The 16,407-nt window shown below is 42.0% G+C and carries 15 protein-coding genes; 14 read left to right on the forward strand and 1 reads right to left on the reverse strand.

The window, feature by feature from the left end:
- Nucleotides 1-13: 13 nt before the first annotated feature.
- From GXP75_RS05720 to GXP75_RS05730, 3 genes are read left to right on the forward strand one after another with little or no spacing between them, the layout of a single operon-like run.
- The gene (locus tag GXP75_RS05720) at nt 14-1,207 is read left to right on the forward strand and encodes an MFS transporter (RefSeq protein ID WP_214915420.1); all 1,194 of its coding nucleotides are present in this window, start codon (nt 14-16) and stop codon (nt 1,205-1,207) included.
- A gap of 24 nt (nt 1,208-1,231) precedes the next feature.
- Nucleotides 1,232-2,857, forward strand: coding sequence for an ABC-F family ATP-binding cassette domain-containing protein (locus GXP75_RS05725; protein ID WP_242556322.1), 1,626 nt, complete (start codon nt 1,232-1,234; stop codon nt 2,855-2,857).
- A gap of 13 nt (nt 2,858-2,870) precedes the next feature.
- Nucleotides 2,871-3,590 carry a cupin-like domain-containing protein gene (locus tag GXP75_RS05730; protein WP_214915424.1) on the forward strand — a complete coding sequence of 240 codons (720 nt, stop codon included), beginning with the start codon at nt 2,871-2,873 and terminating at the stop codon, nt 3,588-3,590.
- 66 nt (nt 3,591-3,656) lie between these two features.
- On the opposite strand, the gene GXP75_RS05735 is transcribed toward GXP75_RS05730, so the two are convergent.
- Nucleotides 3,657-5,042 (reverse strand): sigma-54 interaction domain-containing protein, encoded by a 1,386-nt coding sequence (locus tag GXP75_RS05735; protein WP_061571995.1) that lies wholly within the window; start codon nt 5,040-5,042, stop codon nt 3,657-3,659.
- A 228-nt stretch (nt 5,043-5,270) separates the two neighbouring features.
- Between GXP75_RS05735 and rocD the strand changes: the two genes are divergently transcribed.
- The 11 genes from rocD to GXP75_RS05790 all read left to right on the forward strand — a co-directional run bounded on the left by rocD (nt 5,271) and on the right by GXP75_RS05790 (nt 16,376).
- A complete protein-coding gene (rocD, locus tag GXP75_RS05740) occupies nt 5,271-6,476 on the forward strand; it encodes an ornithine aminotransferase (protein WP_061571997.1) in 1,206 nt (401 codons plus the stop codon).
- Between the two features lie 233 nt (nt 6,477-6,709).
- Entirely contained in the window at nt 6,710-8,113 is a 1,404-nt protein-coding gene (locus GXP75_RS05745; protein ID WP_242556323.1) for an amino acid permease, read from the forward strand.
- 73 nt (nt 8,114-8,186) lie between these two features.
- Nucleotides 8,187-9,077, forward strand: coding sequence for an arginase (gene rocF / locus GXP75_RS05750; protein WP_010790498.1), 891 nt, complete (start codon nt 8,187-8,189; stop codon nt 9,075-9,077).
- A 53-nt stretch (nt 9,078-9,130) separates the two neighbouring features.
- A complete protein-coding gene (locus tag GXP75_RS05755; RefSeq protein ID WP_242556324.1) occupies nt 9,131-9,601 on the forward strand; it encodes a GNAT family N-acetyltransferase in 471 nt (156 codons plus the stop codon).
- A 221-nt stretch (nt 9,602-9,822) separates the two neighbouring features.
- Nucleotides 9,823-10,572 (forward strand): hypothetical protein, encoded by a 750-nt coding sequence (locus tag GXP75_RS05760; RefSeq protein WP_242556325.1) that lies wholly within the window; start codon nt 9,823-9,825, stop codon nt 10,570-10,572.
- A 62-nt stretch (nt 10,573-10,634) separates the two neighbouring features.
- Nucleotides 10,635-11,810: a hypothetical protein gene (locus GXP75_RS05765; protein WP_242556326.1), complete on the forward strand. Its 1,176-nt coding sequence runs from the start codon at nt 10,635-10,637 to the stop codon at nt 11,808-11,810.
- A 50-nt stretch (nt 11,811-11,860) separates the two neighbouring features.
- The gene (locus GXP75_RS05770; protein WP_242556327.1) at nt 11,861-12,037 is read left to right on the forward strand and encodes a hypothetical protein; all 177 of its coding nucleotides are present in this window, start codon (nt 11,861-11,863) and stop codon (nt 12,035-12,037) included.
- Nucleotides 12,038-12,144: 107 nt separating this feature from the next.
- Complete coding sequence (gene fdhA / locus GXP75_RS05775; RefSeq protein WP_242556328.1) at nt 12,145-13,362, forward strand: formaldehyde dehydrogenase, glutathione-independent; 1,218 nt, start codon at nt 12,145-12,147, stop codon at nt 13,360-13,362.
- Nucleotides 13,363-13,547: 185 nt separating this feature from the next.
- Nucleotides 13,548-13,718, forward strand: a complete 171-nt coding sequence (locus GXP75_RS05780; protein WP_063638403.1) for a CxxH/CxxC protein — start codon at nt 13,548-13,550, stop codon at nt 13,716-13,718.
- An 80-nt stretch (nt 13,719-13,798) separates the two neighbouring features.
- A complete protein-coding gene (rlmH, locus tag GXP75_RS05785) occupies nt 13,799-14,278 on the forward strand; it encodes a 23S rRNA (pseudouridine(1915)-N(3))-methyltransferase RlmH (protein ID WP_242556329.1) in 480 nt (159 codons plus the stop codon).
- Nucleotides 14,279-14,441: 163 nt separating this feature from the next.
- A complete protein-coding gene (locus GXP75_RS05790; RefSeq protein ID WP_242556330.1) occupies nt 14,442-16,376 on the forward strand; it encodes a hypothetical protein in 1,935 nt (644 codons plus the stop codon).
- Nucleotides 16,377-16,407 lie beyond the last annotated feature (31 nt).

Raw genomic sequence — 16,407 nt, forward strand, 5'->3', positions numbered from 1 at the left:
AAGGGGTATTGAATTGAGAAATCGCAACTTGTTATACTTCTCAGGTTTTTTTGGGAACTTTTTTTTTGAAAGAGGAATATGGATTTTATATTTAACAAGCTTACATTATTCATTATTTCTCGTTGGCATTTTGCAGTCCGTATTAAATCTGGCTATGTTCTTATCGGAGATTCCGACCGGTATCATATCAGATAAAATCGGCAGGAAAAAATCGCTGCTGCTGGGACATTCCTTCATTATTATTTATTTAGCCATGTTTTTGCTGTTCCATGATTTTTGGATTTTATTATTGGCACACATTATATATGGTGTAGGATTAACCTTTATTTCCGGGACTGACCATGCTTTTTTATATGATTCCTTAAAAACAAATGGAAAAGAAAAGTTTTATGGCAAGTCGATCGGAACCTATAACGGTTTAGTTATTGTCGGATTGGCTATCGCCATGGGCGCCGGCGGATATTTGCAAGAACATTCATGGTCCTATGTCTTTATCGCGGGTATTCTGACACAGCTGATTGCAATGGCTGTTATTACTCAATTAAAGGAAATCCAATTTACGGACAGCGATGATCAGATGCAATCGGTAGGATCCATTGTGAATGAAGTGAGAGACTTTTTCAGACTCAACCGGGCTTTTAAATATTTGGTTACGTCTGTCTCCGTCTTTTTTGCCATTACGTCTGTTTTTTATATGTACGGGCAAGATTTATTAAGCCAAGAAGGCATCTCCGTACGTGATATATCTATTATTTTTGCGGGCTTATCTCTATTGCAGGCGATGTTTTCATTTTTATCGTCCAAGCCGGCAGAGAAATTCACTCCGAGACGTGTGTTAATCACGACATTTTGTATCATCGGAGTCCTGTATCTCTTTATTCCATTGAGCAGCATCTATATTACTGTAGCGGCTTTTGTTCTGATTAATGCGTTGTATGACATTATCGATCCTGTATCGAGCCAAGTGATTAATAATGAAATCCCATCCAAAACAAGGGCTACGCTGCTTTCCATTATCAGCTTAATGACATCGTTCATTATGTTTATCGCGTTCCCGCTTATCGGTTTCTTATCAGATTACTTCGATACTGTGTTGCTGCTGACTGTTATCGGTGTGTTATCCATCTTATTGTCGCTGTTTATGCTTATCAGCTTTTATAAACAAAAAGCCAATATTTCCGTCCAACAAGAAAAAGTGGAGCTTTAGCGCTTCACTAAAGGATGATGATCATTGTTAAATGTCCATAATCTTACGGTAAATCTTGCGGGAGATTGTATTTTTCAAAACGTTTCATTTTTTATTAATGAAGGAGAAAAAATACTCATCGCCGGTCCAAACGGTTCAGGAAAAAGCACTCTTTTCAACGTACTTGCCGGGAATCTGGAGCCGGAGGAAGGGAATATCGCCATCAACAAAGGGGCGACTGTCGGTTTATTAAAGCAAATTGCAGAGCCGAAGGAAGACATGACGCTGTATCAATATCTGGAGACGTCATTTGAATCTCTCATGGAGATACAAAACGAGATGAAAGCCATTGAAGTGAAATTATCTGAGGCGCTGAGCGACCGCGAACTGACGAATCTCCTGGAGAAATACAGTAAATTAACAGAAATTTTTGAAAGAAATAACGGATACCAAATGCATACCATCATTGATGATGTTTGTAACGGGCTCAGCATAAGCCACTTGAAGGATCAGCCTTTCTCGAGTTTAAGCGGAGGCGAAAAAACAAAGGCAGGGCTAGCAGAGATCTTAATCCGCAATGATGACATCATTTTATTAGATGAACCGACCAACCATTTAGATGTACATGCGATTGAATGGCTGGAGAGTTTTATTAAAAAATCGGACAAAACCATTCTTTTTACAACCCATGATAAGACATTTGCGAATCAGGCAGCCATGAAGGTGCTGGAATTAGATGACAAAGAACTGAGGATTTGGCCGTATGGCTTTAATGAATTTTTGAAAAAGAAAGAGGAATTCATTGTTGCACAATTTGAAAAATACGAAGAACAGCAGAAGAAAATTCAAAAAATGAAAGAATCAATTGCACAGCTAAGAGACTGGGCTAACCGTTCCAATCCGCCATCGGTCGGTCTTCACAGACGGGCAAATAACATGGAAAAAGCATTAAAACGCATAGAAATAATTAATAAACCGGTAAAAACAGAGCAAAAGCTGAAAAATGCCTTTCAAGAAGCCGGCATCGGATCAAAAGACATTGTGTTCATTGAAAACGGCACCGTCGCGCAAGGATCTGCCATGTTATATGAGAATCTGAACCTGAATATTAAACATAAGGACAGAGTCGGAATTGTCGGCAGAAACGGTGTCGGGAAAACCACACTCATCAGATGCATCATCGGTGAGAAACAACTGGCGGACGGCACGATAAAGATAGGTGAGAATTTAAAGATAGGATATATTGACCAAAAGAGCCATGTAGGCGATTCTAACCAAACGATCGTTCAGTTCTTCAAAGAAAATCTGATGTCTGAGGAGGGGATGGCCCGGAATATTCTCGCGAAATACGGATTTTACGGTTCGTCTGTTTTTAAAAAGCTGTCCGTATTATCAGGCGGAGAAAGAATACGGTTAAAGCTGTCGATTTTAATGGAGAAGAAGTTAAATGTATTAATCTTGGACGAGCCGACCAACCATCTGGACATTGAATCTCAGGAAATTCTGGAAAACAGCCTGCAGCAGTTTCAAGGCACGGTTATTTGTGTATCTCATGATCGGCATTTATTGGAGAATTTCAATAAAATTTTATGGCTTGAAGACAAAAAAGTCACGGTATTTGTCGGTCCGTATAGCTATGCGAAAAACAAAAGGCGGTGTGCTGCCGAATAAAAGGGGTGTTTTGATGTTAATTGACAAGATCAGAATCGAAGACTTATCGTATGACCGGTTTTTAAGTGAATATGCTGACAAAAAACCTTTTATCTTGCTGGGTGCGATGGAAAATTGGGAGTGCAGGCAATGGACGTTAGACTTTATTAAAGAAAAGTATGGCGACAGAATCGTAACCATCAGAAAATCTGATATTGAAGGAGTCAAAACGTTTAAACAAGTCAGGCTCGCCAATTACATTGAGCATATTCACGACAATGAGGATCGTTGGTACTGTGATTGGAACTTTACGGCTCTTAATCAAAAGGATCTCGATCTTGTCTATTCATCCCCTGATTACTTTACTAAAGATACGTTAAGAGTAGATGATGAGACAGGCCAGGATTTTAAATGGTTTTTTCTCGGATCTGAACAAACAGGCACGCCGCTTCACCAAGACTTTAACAAAACGCATGCTTGGAATGCCGTCATCTTCGGCCAAAAGGATTGGGTGTTTTTCCATCCGGACGATACGCCGTATTTATATGAAGGGAATATCAACGTCTTTGATCAAGAGGATATGGAGCGGAAAACGCTCGTAAAGCAGGCAACACCGATATACTTTTCTCAAAAGCCGGGGGAAATCATTTATGCGCCCCGCAATTGGTGGCACCAGGTTGTAAATGCAGAACACACGTTAGCTGTGAGTGAGAATTTCTGGTTTAAACAAGAGCAGCTCATTCAACAGGGCTGATAAAGGATGAAAGGGCTGTGAATACTATGCAGCCCTTTTTTTGCGGGATAAAAGCGGTTTTGAATGCTACTCTTTGCCGTGCAGAGCAAATTTTTTCAGGCGGTATTGCAGGCTTTGTCTGCTGACGCCCAGCTCATTGGCCGTTTGCGAAATGTTGTAACTGTGTTTTCTTAAAATTTTCTCAATAATATATTTTTCAAAGCTTTCCATCTTCCCTTTCAGATCTGCCCCAGGCTGCGGATCAGCGGTATTTTCTGATGGCTTATCAGCGGGCTGGATTTTCATGCGGTATTGATACGGCAGATGGGCAAACGTAATCATTTCTTCGTCTGTTATAAAATTCATCGCCCCTTCGATCATATGCTCAAGCTCGCGAATATTTCCCGGCCAATCATATGAAAGGAAAAATTGTTTTACCTCTTCACTCAGGTCTTTTACATTCATTTGAAATAAGTGATTGTTCATCTGTATGAATTCCGAAGCGAGCAGCAAAATATCCTCTTTCCGTTCACGAAGCGGCGGGATAATCAGTGTGACCACACTCAGCCTGTAATACAAATCTTTACGAAGCCGCTCTCCGGCAATGGCGTCAATCGGATCTTCATTCATCGTGGCGATAATCCGGACATCAATCGGCGTATCCTGGACAGAGCCGATACGTCTGATTTTCTTTTCTTGAATGGCGCGAAGTAATTTCGCCTGCAAACTGAGATTCAGAGAATTGATTTCATCTAATAGAAGTGTTCCTCCATTGGCTTGTTCAAACAGGCCGGGCTGGTCAACCGCTCCTGTAAATGCCCCTTTTTTCGTTCCGAATAAAATGCTCTCGACAAGACTGTCAGGCAAGGCCGCGCAGTTTTGTGAAATGAACGGGCGGCCCGATCGCTGGCTGCCGTTATGTATGCTCTGGGCAAATAATTCTTTTCCGGTGCCTGTTTCGCCTGCAAGCAGCACAGACGAGGAGGTGCGGGTCGCGCGTTTCGCATTTTCGATGACCTCCTGAATCGCCGGGCTGTCGCCGAGAATGCTGTCAAACGTGTAGCTGTTCTGTTCTTTTCTGTGCATGTTCTCTCTGATCAGACGCTCCAGCTTCGTCACATCCTTTGCGATCTCTACCGCGCCTTTGATTTCGCCGTCCTTCACAATCGGGAAGGTGTGGTTGATCGTCGTAATTTCCTGGCCTTTATTATTGAAATAGCTTTGTTTCACGTTTTTAATCGTTTTTCCTTCCTGTAGAGCCTGTACAAGGGTGCTGTCCTGCTGATTCGAAAACATAAATACATCAGTCAGGTTTTTATGCAGGACGTCCTGTTCGTCCATATCTTCAATCTGCATCATTTTCTTATTGTAAATGACGGTGCTGCCCTTCTCGTCCACCACATGCAGACCGACATCGATTTCCTCCAGAATGCTTTCTAAAACCAGTGTGAAAAATTTGCTGTTTGTGTGCAGAAGAATCCCCCCTTATAATCGTCTTAACATTCATTATTTTAAAATAAATAATGAAGGAAATGCAAAAAAATTTTGCACTTATCCTTTCTACTGCCTGAAATTTTTGCAGGAAAACCGAGAATTTTGACGAAAAACCTCGTTCTTTCGGTTTGGCACGGAACTTGCATTTATAAAAAAGGGAAAGCAGCATAACATGTTGAATCACACATTACAGGGGGAATGAGTATTATGTCAGCTTTATCAAAATCTCAAGAAATCATCAGCCAAACTTCACATTTTGGGGCAAACAACTATCATCCGCTTCCGATTGTTATTTCTGAAGCACTCGGTGCATGGGTGAAGGACCCTGAGGGTAATGAATATATGGATATGTTAAGCGCTTATTCGGCTGTCAATCAGGGGCACAGACATCCGAAAATCATTCAGGCATTAAAGGATCAAGCCGATAAAATCACGCTCACTTCACGTGCGTTTCACAATGATCAGCTGGGACCGTTTTATGAAAAGACAGCCAAGCTGACGGGTAAAGACATGATATTGCCAATGAATACAGGAGCAGAAGCTGTTGAATCTGCCATCAAAGCGGCAAGACGCTGGGCTTATGAGGTAAAAGGGGTTGCGGACAATCAGGCGGAAATTATCGCGTGTGTCGGAAACTTCCACGGCCGGACAATGCTGGCGGTTTCTCTTTCTTCTGAAGAGGAATATAAACGGGGATTCGGCCCGATGCTTCCTGGGATTAAGCTGATTCCATACGGAGACGCAGAAGCGCTGCGACAAGCGATTACGCCGAATACAGCAGCCTTCCTATTTGAACCGATTCAAGGAGAAGCGGGGATTGTCATACCGCCTGAAGGCTTTTTACAAGAAGCGGCGGCTATTTGTAAGGAGGAGCAAGTGCTGTTTATTGCTGACGAAATTCAGACAGGGCTCGGCCGTACCGGCAAAACCTTCGCCTGTGACTGGGAAAACATTGTGCCGGATATGTATATCTTGGGGAAAGCGCTTGGCGGCGGCGTATTTCCAATCTCGTGCATTGCGGCGAACCGTGATATTCTGAATGTGTTCAACCCAGGCTCACACGGCTCTACTTTTGGCGGCAATCCGCTCGCTTGCGCTGTATCAATCGCCTCTCTTGAAGTTCTGGAGGATGAGAAGCTTGCTCAGCGTTCACTGGAGCTGGGAGACTATTTTAAAGCTGAGCTAGAGCAAATTGATAATCCGATGATAAAAGAAATCCGCGGAAGAGGACTTTTTATCGGGGTGGAACTGACAGAAGCTGCGCGCCCTTATTGTGAGCGATTGAAAGAAGAAGGATTATTATGCAAGGAAACGCATGAAACCGTTATCCGATTCGCTCCGCCGTTAATCATTTCTAAAGAGGATTTGGACTGGGCGATCGAAAAAATTAAACACGTGCTGAAAAAAGCATAAATCCGCTTAAGCTCGCGATATTCACAGCATCTGTATAAATTTTCAACGACAAATTAGCCACTCACTATTTGCGCAGCTTCAGTATTTTAGTATAATGTATCTTTATGTATTAAAATGAATTTGATATTAAATAGATAACAGATAGAGGCTCTTTGGACAGCAAACTGACATCAGCACGATAGGCGGGTGTTACAGCTTAGATCCAATACAAGTTGCTGAAAGGGTGCAGATATGTGAATACGAAACAACAAGAAGCAAATCAACTCAAAAGGACGATGAAATCACGGCATTTGTTCATGATTTCATTGGGAGGAGTCATAGGGACCGGTTTTTTCCTTGGAACCGGTTATACCATAAATGAAGCGGGGCCGCTCGGTGCGGTTCTGTCTTATTTAACAGGCGGTTTTATCATGTACCTGACGATGCTCTGTTTAGGAGAGCTCGCGGTCGCCTTGCCGGTATCAGGATCGTTTCAGACCTACGCGACAAAATTTATCAGCCCGGCCTTTGGTTTTGCGGTGGGATGGATTTATTGGCTCGGCTGGGCGGTTACGGTCGCTTTGGAGTTTCTGTCGGCGGGCCAGTTAATGCTCCGCTGGTTTCCGCATGTCGATGTGTGGGTGTGGTGCCTCGTATTCGGAGGATTGCTGTTCCTGCTGAATGCGTTGACCGCTAAAGCATTTGGTGAATCGGAATTTTGGTTCTCAGGCATTAAAATTCTCGTCATTTTACTCTTCATTTTTCTTGGCGGAGCTGCGATGTTTGGCCTTATCGACTTGAAAGGCGGACAAGAAGCGCCTTTATTCTCTCATTTTTATGAGGACGGGTTATTTCCTAACGGAATCCAGGCTATGCTGATTACAATGATTACCGTGAATTTCGCCTTCCAAGGGACCGAATTAATCGGGATCGCCGCGGGAGAAAGTGAAAATCCGGAAAAAACCGTTCCCCGGTCTATCAGACAGACCGTTTGGAGAACCCTGATCTTTTTCGTATTATCGGTTGCGATTATTGCCGGAATGATTCCATGGAAACAAGCCGGTGTCGTGGAAAGTCCGTTTGTCGCAGTATTTGACCAAATCGGAATTCCGTACGCGGCTGATATGATGAACTTTGTCATTTTAATCGCCCTGCTTTCAGTGGCCAATTCCGGGTTATTTGCATCCACGCGAATCATGTACTCCATGGCGAATGACGGACAGGCATTTGCGTTTTTAGGAAGAGCCAATAAACGGGGGATTCCGATGAACGCGCTTTTGGTGACATTGCTATTCGCCAGTCTTTCTCTGCTTTCAAGCGTTGCGGCTAAGGATACTTTATATATCTGGCTGTTGTCGATGGCGGGAATGAGTGCGCAGGTCGGATGGATCACCATTACGCTGTCCCAATTGATGTTCAGACGGAAATATATCCGTGACGGCGGAAAAGTAGAAGACTTAAAGTTTAAAACGCCGCTTTACCCGATTGTGCCGATTGTCGGTTTAACATTAAACACGATTGTTCTCATAAGCCTCGCTTTTGACTCAGAACAGCGTATGGCTCTGTATTGCGGCGTTCCTTTTATGGTGATATGTGTGGTTATTTATCATCTATTTATCAAAAAACGCCAGCAGGCAAATAAACAACTAGAAATCTAAATCATTTTTGTCCAAGTCATCTTTGCTGTTACCCGCACAGGACAACATCATATATGTTGAGGTGGAATTACAGATGAATAAGCAAATTTCAATTATTGGAATGCCAATGGATTTAGGACAAGCACGACGCGGAGTTGACATGGGGCCGAGTGCGATACGATATGCCCATCTTATCGAACGGTTATCAGAAATGGGTTATTCGGTTGAAGACCTCGGCGACATCCCGATCAACCGCGAAAACATTAAAAATGACCAAGAACTGAAAAACTTACATTCCGTACTGGCGGGAAATGAAAAGCTCGCCCAAATGGTCAACAATGTCATTGAAGAACAAAAATTTCCGATGGTCCTAGGCGGCGACCACAGCATCGCCATCGGCACGCTGGCAGGTACGGCAAAGCATTATGATAAGCTCGGCGTCATTTGGTATGACGCACACGGCGACTTGAATACGCTTGAAACATCACCGTCAGGCAACATTCACGGGATGCCGCTTGCTGTCAGCCTTGGCATCGGCCATGAGTCTTTGGTGAACCTGGAAGGCTACGCGCCGAAGATCAAACCGGAAAACGTCGTCATTATCGGAGCCCGTTCCCTAGATGAAGGAGAGCGCAAGTATATCAAGGAAAGCGGTATGAAGGTATACACCATGCATGAAATTGACCGCCTCGGCATGACAAAGGTCATCGAAGAAACCCTTGATTACCTGTCAGACTGTGACGGCGTCCACCTCAGCCTTGATTTAGACGGACTCGATCCAAGCGATGCGCCGGGTGTCGGCACCCCTGTCGTCGGCGGCATCAGCTACAGAGAGAGCCACCTGGCCATGGAAATGCTGTACGATGCGGGGATCATTACTTCCGCTGAATTTGTAGAAGTGAATCCGATCCTGGATCACAAAAACAAAACTGGAAATGCAGCAGTTGAGCTTGCTGAATCATTGCTGGGCAAAAAATTGCTATAAAAAGAAAACCTCCGTCTGCACGGAGGTTTTTTTACGAAATAGGAGGAGGAAGTATGCCGATCACATTGAAACCGATGGAGGAAAGAGAATTCCAGGCTTTCTGCGCGTATTCAAATCAACACTATGCGAAAGAAAAAGTAACAGCAGGTACATGGACAGAAGAGGAAGCAGATGAGAAAGCAAAGGCCGCCCTCCGCCAGCTTTTGCCGGACGGCTTACAAACCCGGCATCACCGCCACTGGACCATCACAAGCGATGAGACGGAATCCATCGGCTGGCTGTGGCTGTATATTGATCCGACTCATCCGCAGCGAGCAGCCTTTATCTACGGCTTTGGCTTGTATGAGCCATACAGGGGACAGGGCTTAGCCAAACAAGCGTTGGCCGCATTAGACGTCAAGGCGAAGGAGCTGGGCGTCAAAAAACTGTCTTTGCATGTGTTTGCCCATAATGAAACGGCACGGCGGCTTTACGAACATACCGGCTATACCGAAACAGATATCAGCATGAGCAAGGAACTATGATGGGAAGAGAGGGCTGCGTCAGAACAGTCCTCTCTTTTCTTTATGTCCTTTGTCAGACTATCTCTAAAGAATCATTTTTTGATTAGCCCATCTCGATTTATCCTGTGTACAAGAAATATTTTTAAAAAATTGTAAATTTAATAGACTATTTGTAATAATCTGATATTATAATGAATATATGGAACTTAATTTCCATTAAAACAATGAAAAGAGGCGATGTAATGAAAAGAAAATCGAAGGTTTATGGCGTGATTCTATCCTTCACTCTGGCTCTCACTCTCACCACACCACTGTCAAACGCGCAAGCCGCAAAAACGTCAGCAGACTTTCCTTATGCCGAAGAAATAGCTGCACTCCAGCCAGGCACCACTCCTGAAGAAGTCATCCAATCTGCAAAACAGCTCGCAAAACAAGAGAACGTAAAAACAGAAGCCATCCTCAAACAATTCCATCAAGAGATCACCGCTGACAAAGCCGAAGGAGACAAAATCGCCAAAAAAAGCTACTCGACCATGGGCGGCTCCTCAGGCTCGAAAAAACTGCCGAAAAGCTCCAAAGGGAACATTTATTATACCAACTCTTACACAGCCTACTATAACCACGGACATGTCGGAATGTATTCCGCCGCGGACAAAATTGTTGAATCTGTACCCGGTGACGGAGTCAGACAGATTGCCTACAACGCCAGAGATGTAGAGGATAACTCCATCGTGCAAAGCGTCAGCGTCACATCCTCCCAAAAAACAGCCGCAGCCGACTGGGCGGTATCCAAGGTCGGAGATGCGTACTCTTTTAACTTTATCAACAACAGAAACACAGGACATGACGGCGCGAAAAACTGTTCCAAATTATTATGGTCCGCCTTCTTGCTGAAAGCGGGTATTGATATTGACAGCAACGGAGGAGCCGGGGTGTATCCGCGTGACATCACAAGCTCCTCATATACAACAACCATTGCGACCATTAACTAAATAAACAGATGGAAAGCCTGAAAAGCGGTTCTTTTTGGGCTTTCCATCTTAAGGAGAGGGCAATGAAGAAAAAATCATGGTGGATCATCTTGCTCAGCATTGTCATCGCCGCGTCTGCCGCAGTCGCCATATACGCATCATCAGCCGAAAAAGGCTATATCGCCGTGAATAAAAAGGATCTGAAGCAGAAGGACTTTCTGGATGATAAGGACGCACTGCTTTACTTTTCAACCGCTGCTGATCAGGATACATTTGGCGGCGGAAAAAGCTATGCCCTATTTGCCGGCCAAAACGGCAGCCTGTCTTCTTTTAAGATGAGGGGGCTTGAACAAGGCTCTGCCGGCGTAAATGGCGAGAGTGTCATGCTGGAGGATAAAAAAACGATTTTCACAATTAAAAACGGGCTTACAGCCTATGACAGAACGTATCAGCATACAGGAGACAGCGCCGGTTATGTTGGAGACCAAAACGGCTTCTACACCCTGTATAACTCCGGATTTGACAAAGACGGCAATCACTACCGCTCAGAACTCTACCGCCAATTCAACGGGAAATGGAAAAAGGACGTCATCCCCTACTACATCCGCGCTTCCGGATTTGACGGCGATTCCATCTATGCGCTGATTCCGACGGATGATGAAAAAGGATACAAGATACTGAAAATACGAACTGACCAAAAAGACCTTACCTATGAAACGATAGCGGAATGGACCTACAAAGAAGGAACTTCGGTCGAATCCCAGCTCGCGGCTGATCAGGAATCGGTCCATTTTGTCGTACGGGGTGAAAAAGCGGACAATATCTATCAAATGGTCAAAGTCGATAAAAAAAGCGGCAAAGTTGAACTTTACGACATCGCCACATACAAAAACGACGAACAAGTTCTATACGACTCCATGCCGTTCAGCTTCAAAAAAAGCTTTTTCTCCTATCAAAAGCATCTTTATTTCATCGACGGCTTCGGCAAAGTCTATCAAATCAACTCCCAAACAGGTAAAAGCAAACCCGCCTTTACGCTTTCTCAAGAAAAAATGAAAGCCGATTTCAAAGAGGTTCACAGAAAAGGCGACAAACTCTATTTCTTCACATACACCTACAACAAACCCGCAAGCATTGAACAATATAGCTTGAAAACAGGGAAGAAGCTTAATGATAAAGAAATTGAAGATGTAAAAAAAGTCGTGACCTCGAAAAGCCATTTGAAGCTTTATGATTTTCAGGTGTTGAAGGGTTTTTGATAGAAAAAAGGAAATATAGAAAAAAGGAGATGATGGGAAGGAGAAATAACATGAGCAAAAAACGTGTCATACTGCTGGCAGCCATGATCACTCTGACCTCAACAGCCACCGTGTTTCTTTTAAATAGAGGAAAAACCGATTGGTTTGACATCATCGGCACAATTGTCGAATGTTTGGCATGCGTTTTGATTGCTTTGAAGATAGAGAAAAAAGAGAAAAAGCAGTGATGATAAAGGGAAAACGTGATCCCGGACCGAAAGCATCTGAAAAGCGGGATTGCCGATTTGGCAGAAATCCAAGCGAATTCTATTTTATATAAGTTCTAAAGGGAGGAATGGCGTTGTCAGCGAACAAAGCGGTTGTGTATAAAGGAAATGGAAACGTGGCGGTGGAAGACATCGGATATCCGGAATTAATTCTGAGGGACGGGCCCGGCGTTCCGAAAGCAAATGTCAATCGAAAATGTGAGCACGGCGTGATCCTGAAGGTCATCACCACCAACATCTGCGGAAGCGATCAGCACATGGTGAGAGGACGGACGACAGCGCCGGAAGGCTTAGTGCTCGGGCATGAAATCACCGGTGAGGTTATCGAAGCCGGCCGGGATGTTGAATTTATCAAAAAAGGCGACATCGTATCCGTTCCTTTCAATATTGCCTGCGGCCGATGTGTCATGTGCAAGACGCAGAAAACGCATGTCTGCCTCAACGTAAATCCGGATCGGCCGGGATCGGCTTACGGCTACGTTGATATGGGCGGATGGGTCGGCGGACAGTCGGAATACGTCATGGTGCCGTACGCCGATTTTCAGCTTTTGGTATTCCCGGATAAAGAACAGGCGTTAGAGAAAATTCTCGATTTAACGATGCTGTCCGATATTTTCCCAACCGGATTTCACGGCGCTTATACAGCGGGTGTCCAAACCGGATCAACAGTCTATATCGCGGGAGCGGGACCTGTCGGCTTAGCCGCCGCGCACTCCGCCCAGCTTCTCGGCGCTTCTACAGTCATTGTCGGCGATTTGAACGAAGATAGGCTGGCACAGGCGAGAAGCTTTGGCTGTGAAACCGTCAACGTGCAAAAACACGACCGCCTCGGTGAGCAAATTGAACAGATACTCGGCGAACCGACCGTTGATGCCGCCGTCGATTGCGTTGGATTTGAAGCATCGGGACACGGCAATCAAGGGGAAGCTCCCGCCGCGGTGCTGAACTCCATCATGGACGTCACCCAGGTCGGCGGAAGCCTTGGCATTCCGGGCTTATACGTGACCGAAGACCCCGGTGCAAAGGAAGCGGACGCCCAAAAAGGCTCATTAAAAATCCGATTTGGCCTAGGCTGGGCCAAAGCCCACACCTTCGTCACCGGGCAAACACCTGCCATGAAGTATAACCGCAATCTCATGAAAGCGATTCTGAGCGGCAGAGCGCAAATCGCAAAAGCCGTCAACGCCACCGTCATTTCACTGGACAACGCACCAAAAGGATACAGCGACTTTGACAAAGGAGCGGCGAAGAAATTTGTGATTGATCCGCATGGAACATTAAACTAAATCAAGAGGGAAAGCCGGACGTTCTGGGAACGCCGGCTTTTTTGTGAGAAAACGAATTCATCAACAGCTTTGCTTGTCGAATTGTGGATAAAACTCAGCCCGAAGCACTACTAACATGTGAATAAATAGGTTATATTGGGAAGAGAACATTTGCAGAATGCAAGAAAACATCGGAGGACTCAAAAATGAAAAATGCTTATTATTCTTGTGAAGAACACATCGAAACCGTGCTGGATATGTACATAGACGACCACGAACTCCCGCCCGAAATCAGAAAAATCGAACATACTAACAGTTTATCCACAGCCTGTGAATTATGTGGGGAGCCCGCAGTATATATAGTGGGGAACGAATGATCTTACACAAAATACAGAAAAGATATCCACAAATGTGGACAACATATATGAATAACTTGTTTCTAAGGTGGGGATGACCTGTGAATATCAATATTGTGACGATCGGAAAACTAAAAGAAAAATACCTCAAGCAAGGCATTGAAGAATACACAAAACGACTTTCGGCCTACGCAAAAATCGACATCATCGAACTACCGGACGAAAAAGCGCCGGAAAATCTAAGCGACCAGGACATGAAAATCATAAAAGAAAAAGAAGGCGACCGCATTCTATCAAAAATCAGCCCCGACGCCCACATCATCGCCCTCGCCATCGAAGGAAAAATGAAAACATCCGAAGAACTAGCCGATACAATAGATAAGCTGGCTACTTATGGAAAGAGCAAGGTCACCTTCGTCATCGGCGGATCACTCGGATTGAGTGACGCGGTGATGAAGCGAGCGGATGAAAAGCTGTCGTTCTCGAAAATGACGTTTCCTCATCAGTTGATGCGTCTCATACTAGTTGAGCAGATTTATCGGGCTTTTCGGATTAATCGTGGGGAGCCTTATCATAAGTAGATGGATATCGTCTGGGATTAAAACAGAATTATTAGATTAATATCAAAAACTTCAAATATAGTCCTAAGACGGCCTGGATTTTTAAGGGGAAAATACAAATTAGTAATAGATTTGATGAGTGTAATATAAATTTTAATATTTTTATTATGTGAGGGACCATTTAATGAATACTGACGTAGCTGGTGCCATCAGTGGATATTATAAGCAAATTTATGTGGCTATAAAAGAATTACTAAGTCTTAAGTTTGAAAATTCAGTTGTAGGAATAGAATGTGGTGCAGATGTTAGGGTTTTTCATTCGAATAAGAAAAGTGAATCTGTAGAAGTGAAATTTCATAAAAATAAAATTCCTTTATACTCCTATGAAATTTCAAAGACCATTTATAATTTTTACTGGCAGTCTTATGATGATATTAAACTAATTTTTTATTCGAATACTGAAAAGCCACGTTCAAATATATTAGAGAAAAATGGTGTTTTAAAAAAAACCTTTATATTACACTCTCTAATTAAGTACCATTTTAGTCTCAATAAACAAAATAAAGAAAAGGTCAGCAAGCACTTTAAACGGTGCGGCATCTCTTGTAATGAATGCACTACTTTCTATTGTAATAATTGTATTAATAACTTCGTGCGACAAAATATAGACTTTTATCCTTCAGCGTTTAAAGAACTAATAGATATAAATGAGAATGTAAATATTGATGAGTTTACATACAAAATACAATTTGTATTTGAAGATAAGGGTAAAATTGAATCTATCGCTTTTATAAAAGGTGAACTTTTAAAACTTCTTAAAGACAATTTCAAAAGATATACTCAAGGTCTTGATGATTTTATCTTAGAAGCTATTATTCAAAAAATAGCAATAAGTTTTTTTGATACAACTGTTTTTAATTCAATTATTAAAAATAAAGAAACACTAGATTATCATAATCACAAAAAGTTATCTAGAGAGAACGTAATTGAATTTATTAATAATTATACAGATTTTTTATACGAATACAAAACTGACGTTCTAGAGTTTAAAATTTTAGATCTAGTTGAAGAAGCGAATTTAGACAAAGAAAAAATATTATTTAAATTTAAACAAGAATATAATGAATATCTTATATCTAAAAAATTTATCCACATTTATAATTCATCATCAATTAAAGAATATTTAAAGAAAATTGGAATGAGATTTAAAACTGAAGCTAAAGGAAATGAAGTTGTTAAACGGTTTATCTTATACAATGAGGGCCTTGGATTAATCGCTTATCTAATGACATTAAAGATAAACCAACTATCAATTTTTGAAGACAAATTGTTTATTAGAGCAAATTTTGATAAGTTTTTATTCATTAAGAATGAGGGATACTATGAATATAAGTTTATATCTAAATATGTTAACAAAAACAAAAAAAGTGAAAATGAATTTTATCGATATGCACAGATCGGTGATATTTCTTTACTAGAGACTATATCAGAAAATTGTTTAACACCATCTATTAAAATAGATAGATTAGGTGATTTAATCACTTTAGATGAATACCAAAAAATAAATAAAATTCCCTCTGGTACTATTAGTAAACTTAAAGATGTAGTTTCAACAAATGCTAATATCTTAATAATATGTAATCCTAGTATTAATAAGAAACCATTTTTAAATGCTTTAATATCGTCTATTCCACATAATTTAAGTTCCTTAATTATAGCTGAAAATATAACTACGTTACCGGAAGTCGGATTGCAAAATCAATTTGTAATTGTTGATAGTCTCAAAGAAGACTATGAATCAAATATCGTCAAGTTATCTTCAATGGTAGGTATTAATGATAAATGTATTGCTTTAATTGATAATTACGAACTGGATCAAAATATTATTCACAAACATCAAGTTTTACTATTAAATAAAGCTAAATCTTTAATTACTATGTTGTATAGGAACCCTAAAAATTTTAGAGGGAAAATGACCTTTGAAGAAATAAATAAAGAATTATCGCTATTCAAAAAAAAGGATTTTAGCATGTTTGATTACTTCATTATTCTTGATAACTATTATGTGCAAAAAAACAAACAAGATGTTATTAGAATAATAGGTAAAAAAAAATACTAACTCAATTGAAGACAACTATTAGATGAGAGAG

It is taken from the genome of Bacillus sp. HU-1818, from assembly GCF_022695965.1.
GTDB lineage: Bacteria > Bacillota > Bacilli > Bacillales > Bacillaceae > Bacillus > Bacillus atrophaeus.

Coding starts and splice junctions, on each gene's coding strand:
- rocF (WP_010790498.1), top strand. CDS start 8,187: ATGAATAAGCAAATTTCAATTATTGGAATGCCAATGGATTTAGGACAA.
- GXP75_RS05730 (WP_214915424.1), top strand. CDS start 2,871: ATGTTAATTGACAAGATCAGAATCGAAGACTTATCGTATGACCGGTTT.
- fdhA (WP_242556328.1), top strand. CDS start 12,145: ATGGCGTTGTCAGCGAACAAAGCGGTTGTGTATAAAGGAAATGGAAAC.
- GXP75_RS05755 (WP_242556324.1), top strand. CDS start 9,131: ATGCCGATCACATTGAAACCGATGGAGGAAAGAGAATTCCAGGCTTTC.
- GXP75_RS05770 (WP_242556327.1), top strand. CDS start 11,861: ATGAGCAAAAAACGTGTCATACTGCTGGCAGCCATGATCACTCTGACC.
- GXP75_RS05790 (WP_242556330.1), top strand. CDS start 14,442: ATGAATACTGACGTAGCTGGTGCCATCAGTGGATATTATAAGCAAATT.
- GXP75_RS05765 (WP_242556326.1), top strand. CDS start 10,635: ATGAAGAAAAAATCATGGTGGATCATCTTGCTCAGCATTGTCATCGCC.
- rocD (WP_061571997.1), top strand. CDS start 5,271: ATGTCAGCTTTATCAAAATCTCAAGAAATCATCAGCCAAACTTCACAT.
- GXP75_RS05780 (WP_063638403.1), top strand. CDS start 13,548: ATGAAAAATGCTTATTATTCTTGTGAAGAACACATCGAAACCGTGCTG.
- GXP75_RS05760 (WP_242556325.1), top strand. CDS start 9,823: ATGAAAAGAAAATCGAAGGTTTATGGCGTGATTCTATCCTTCACTCTG.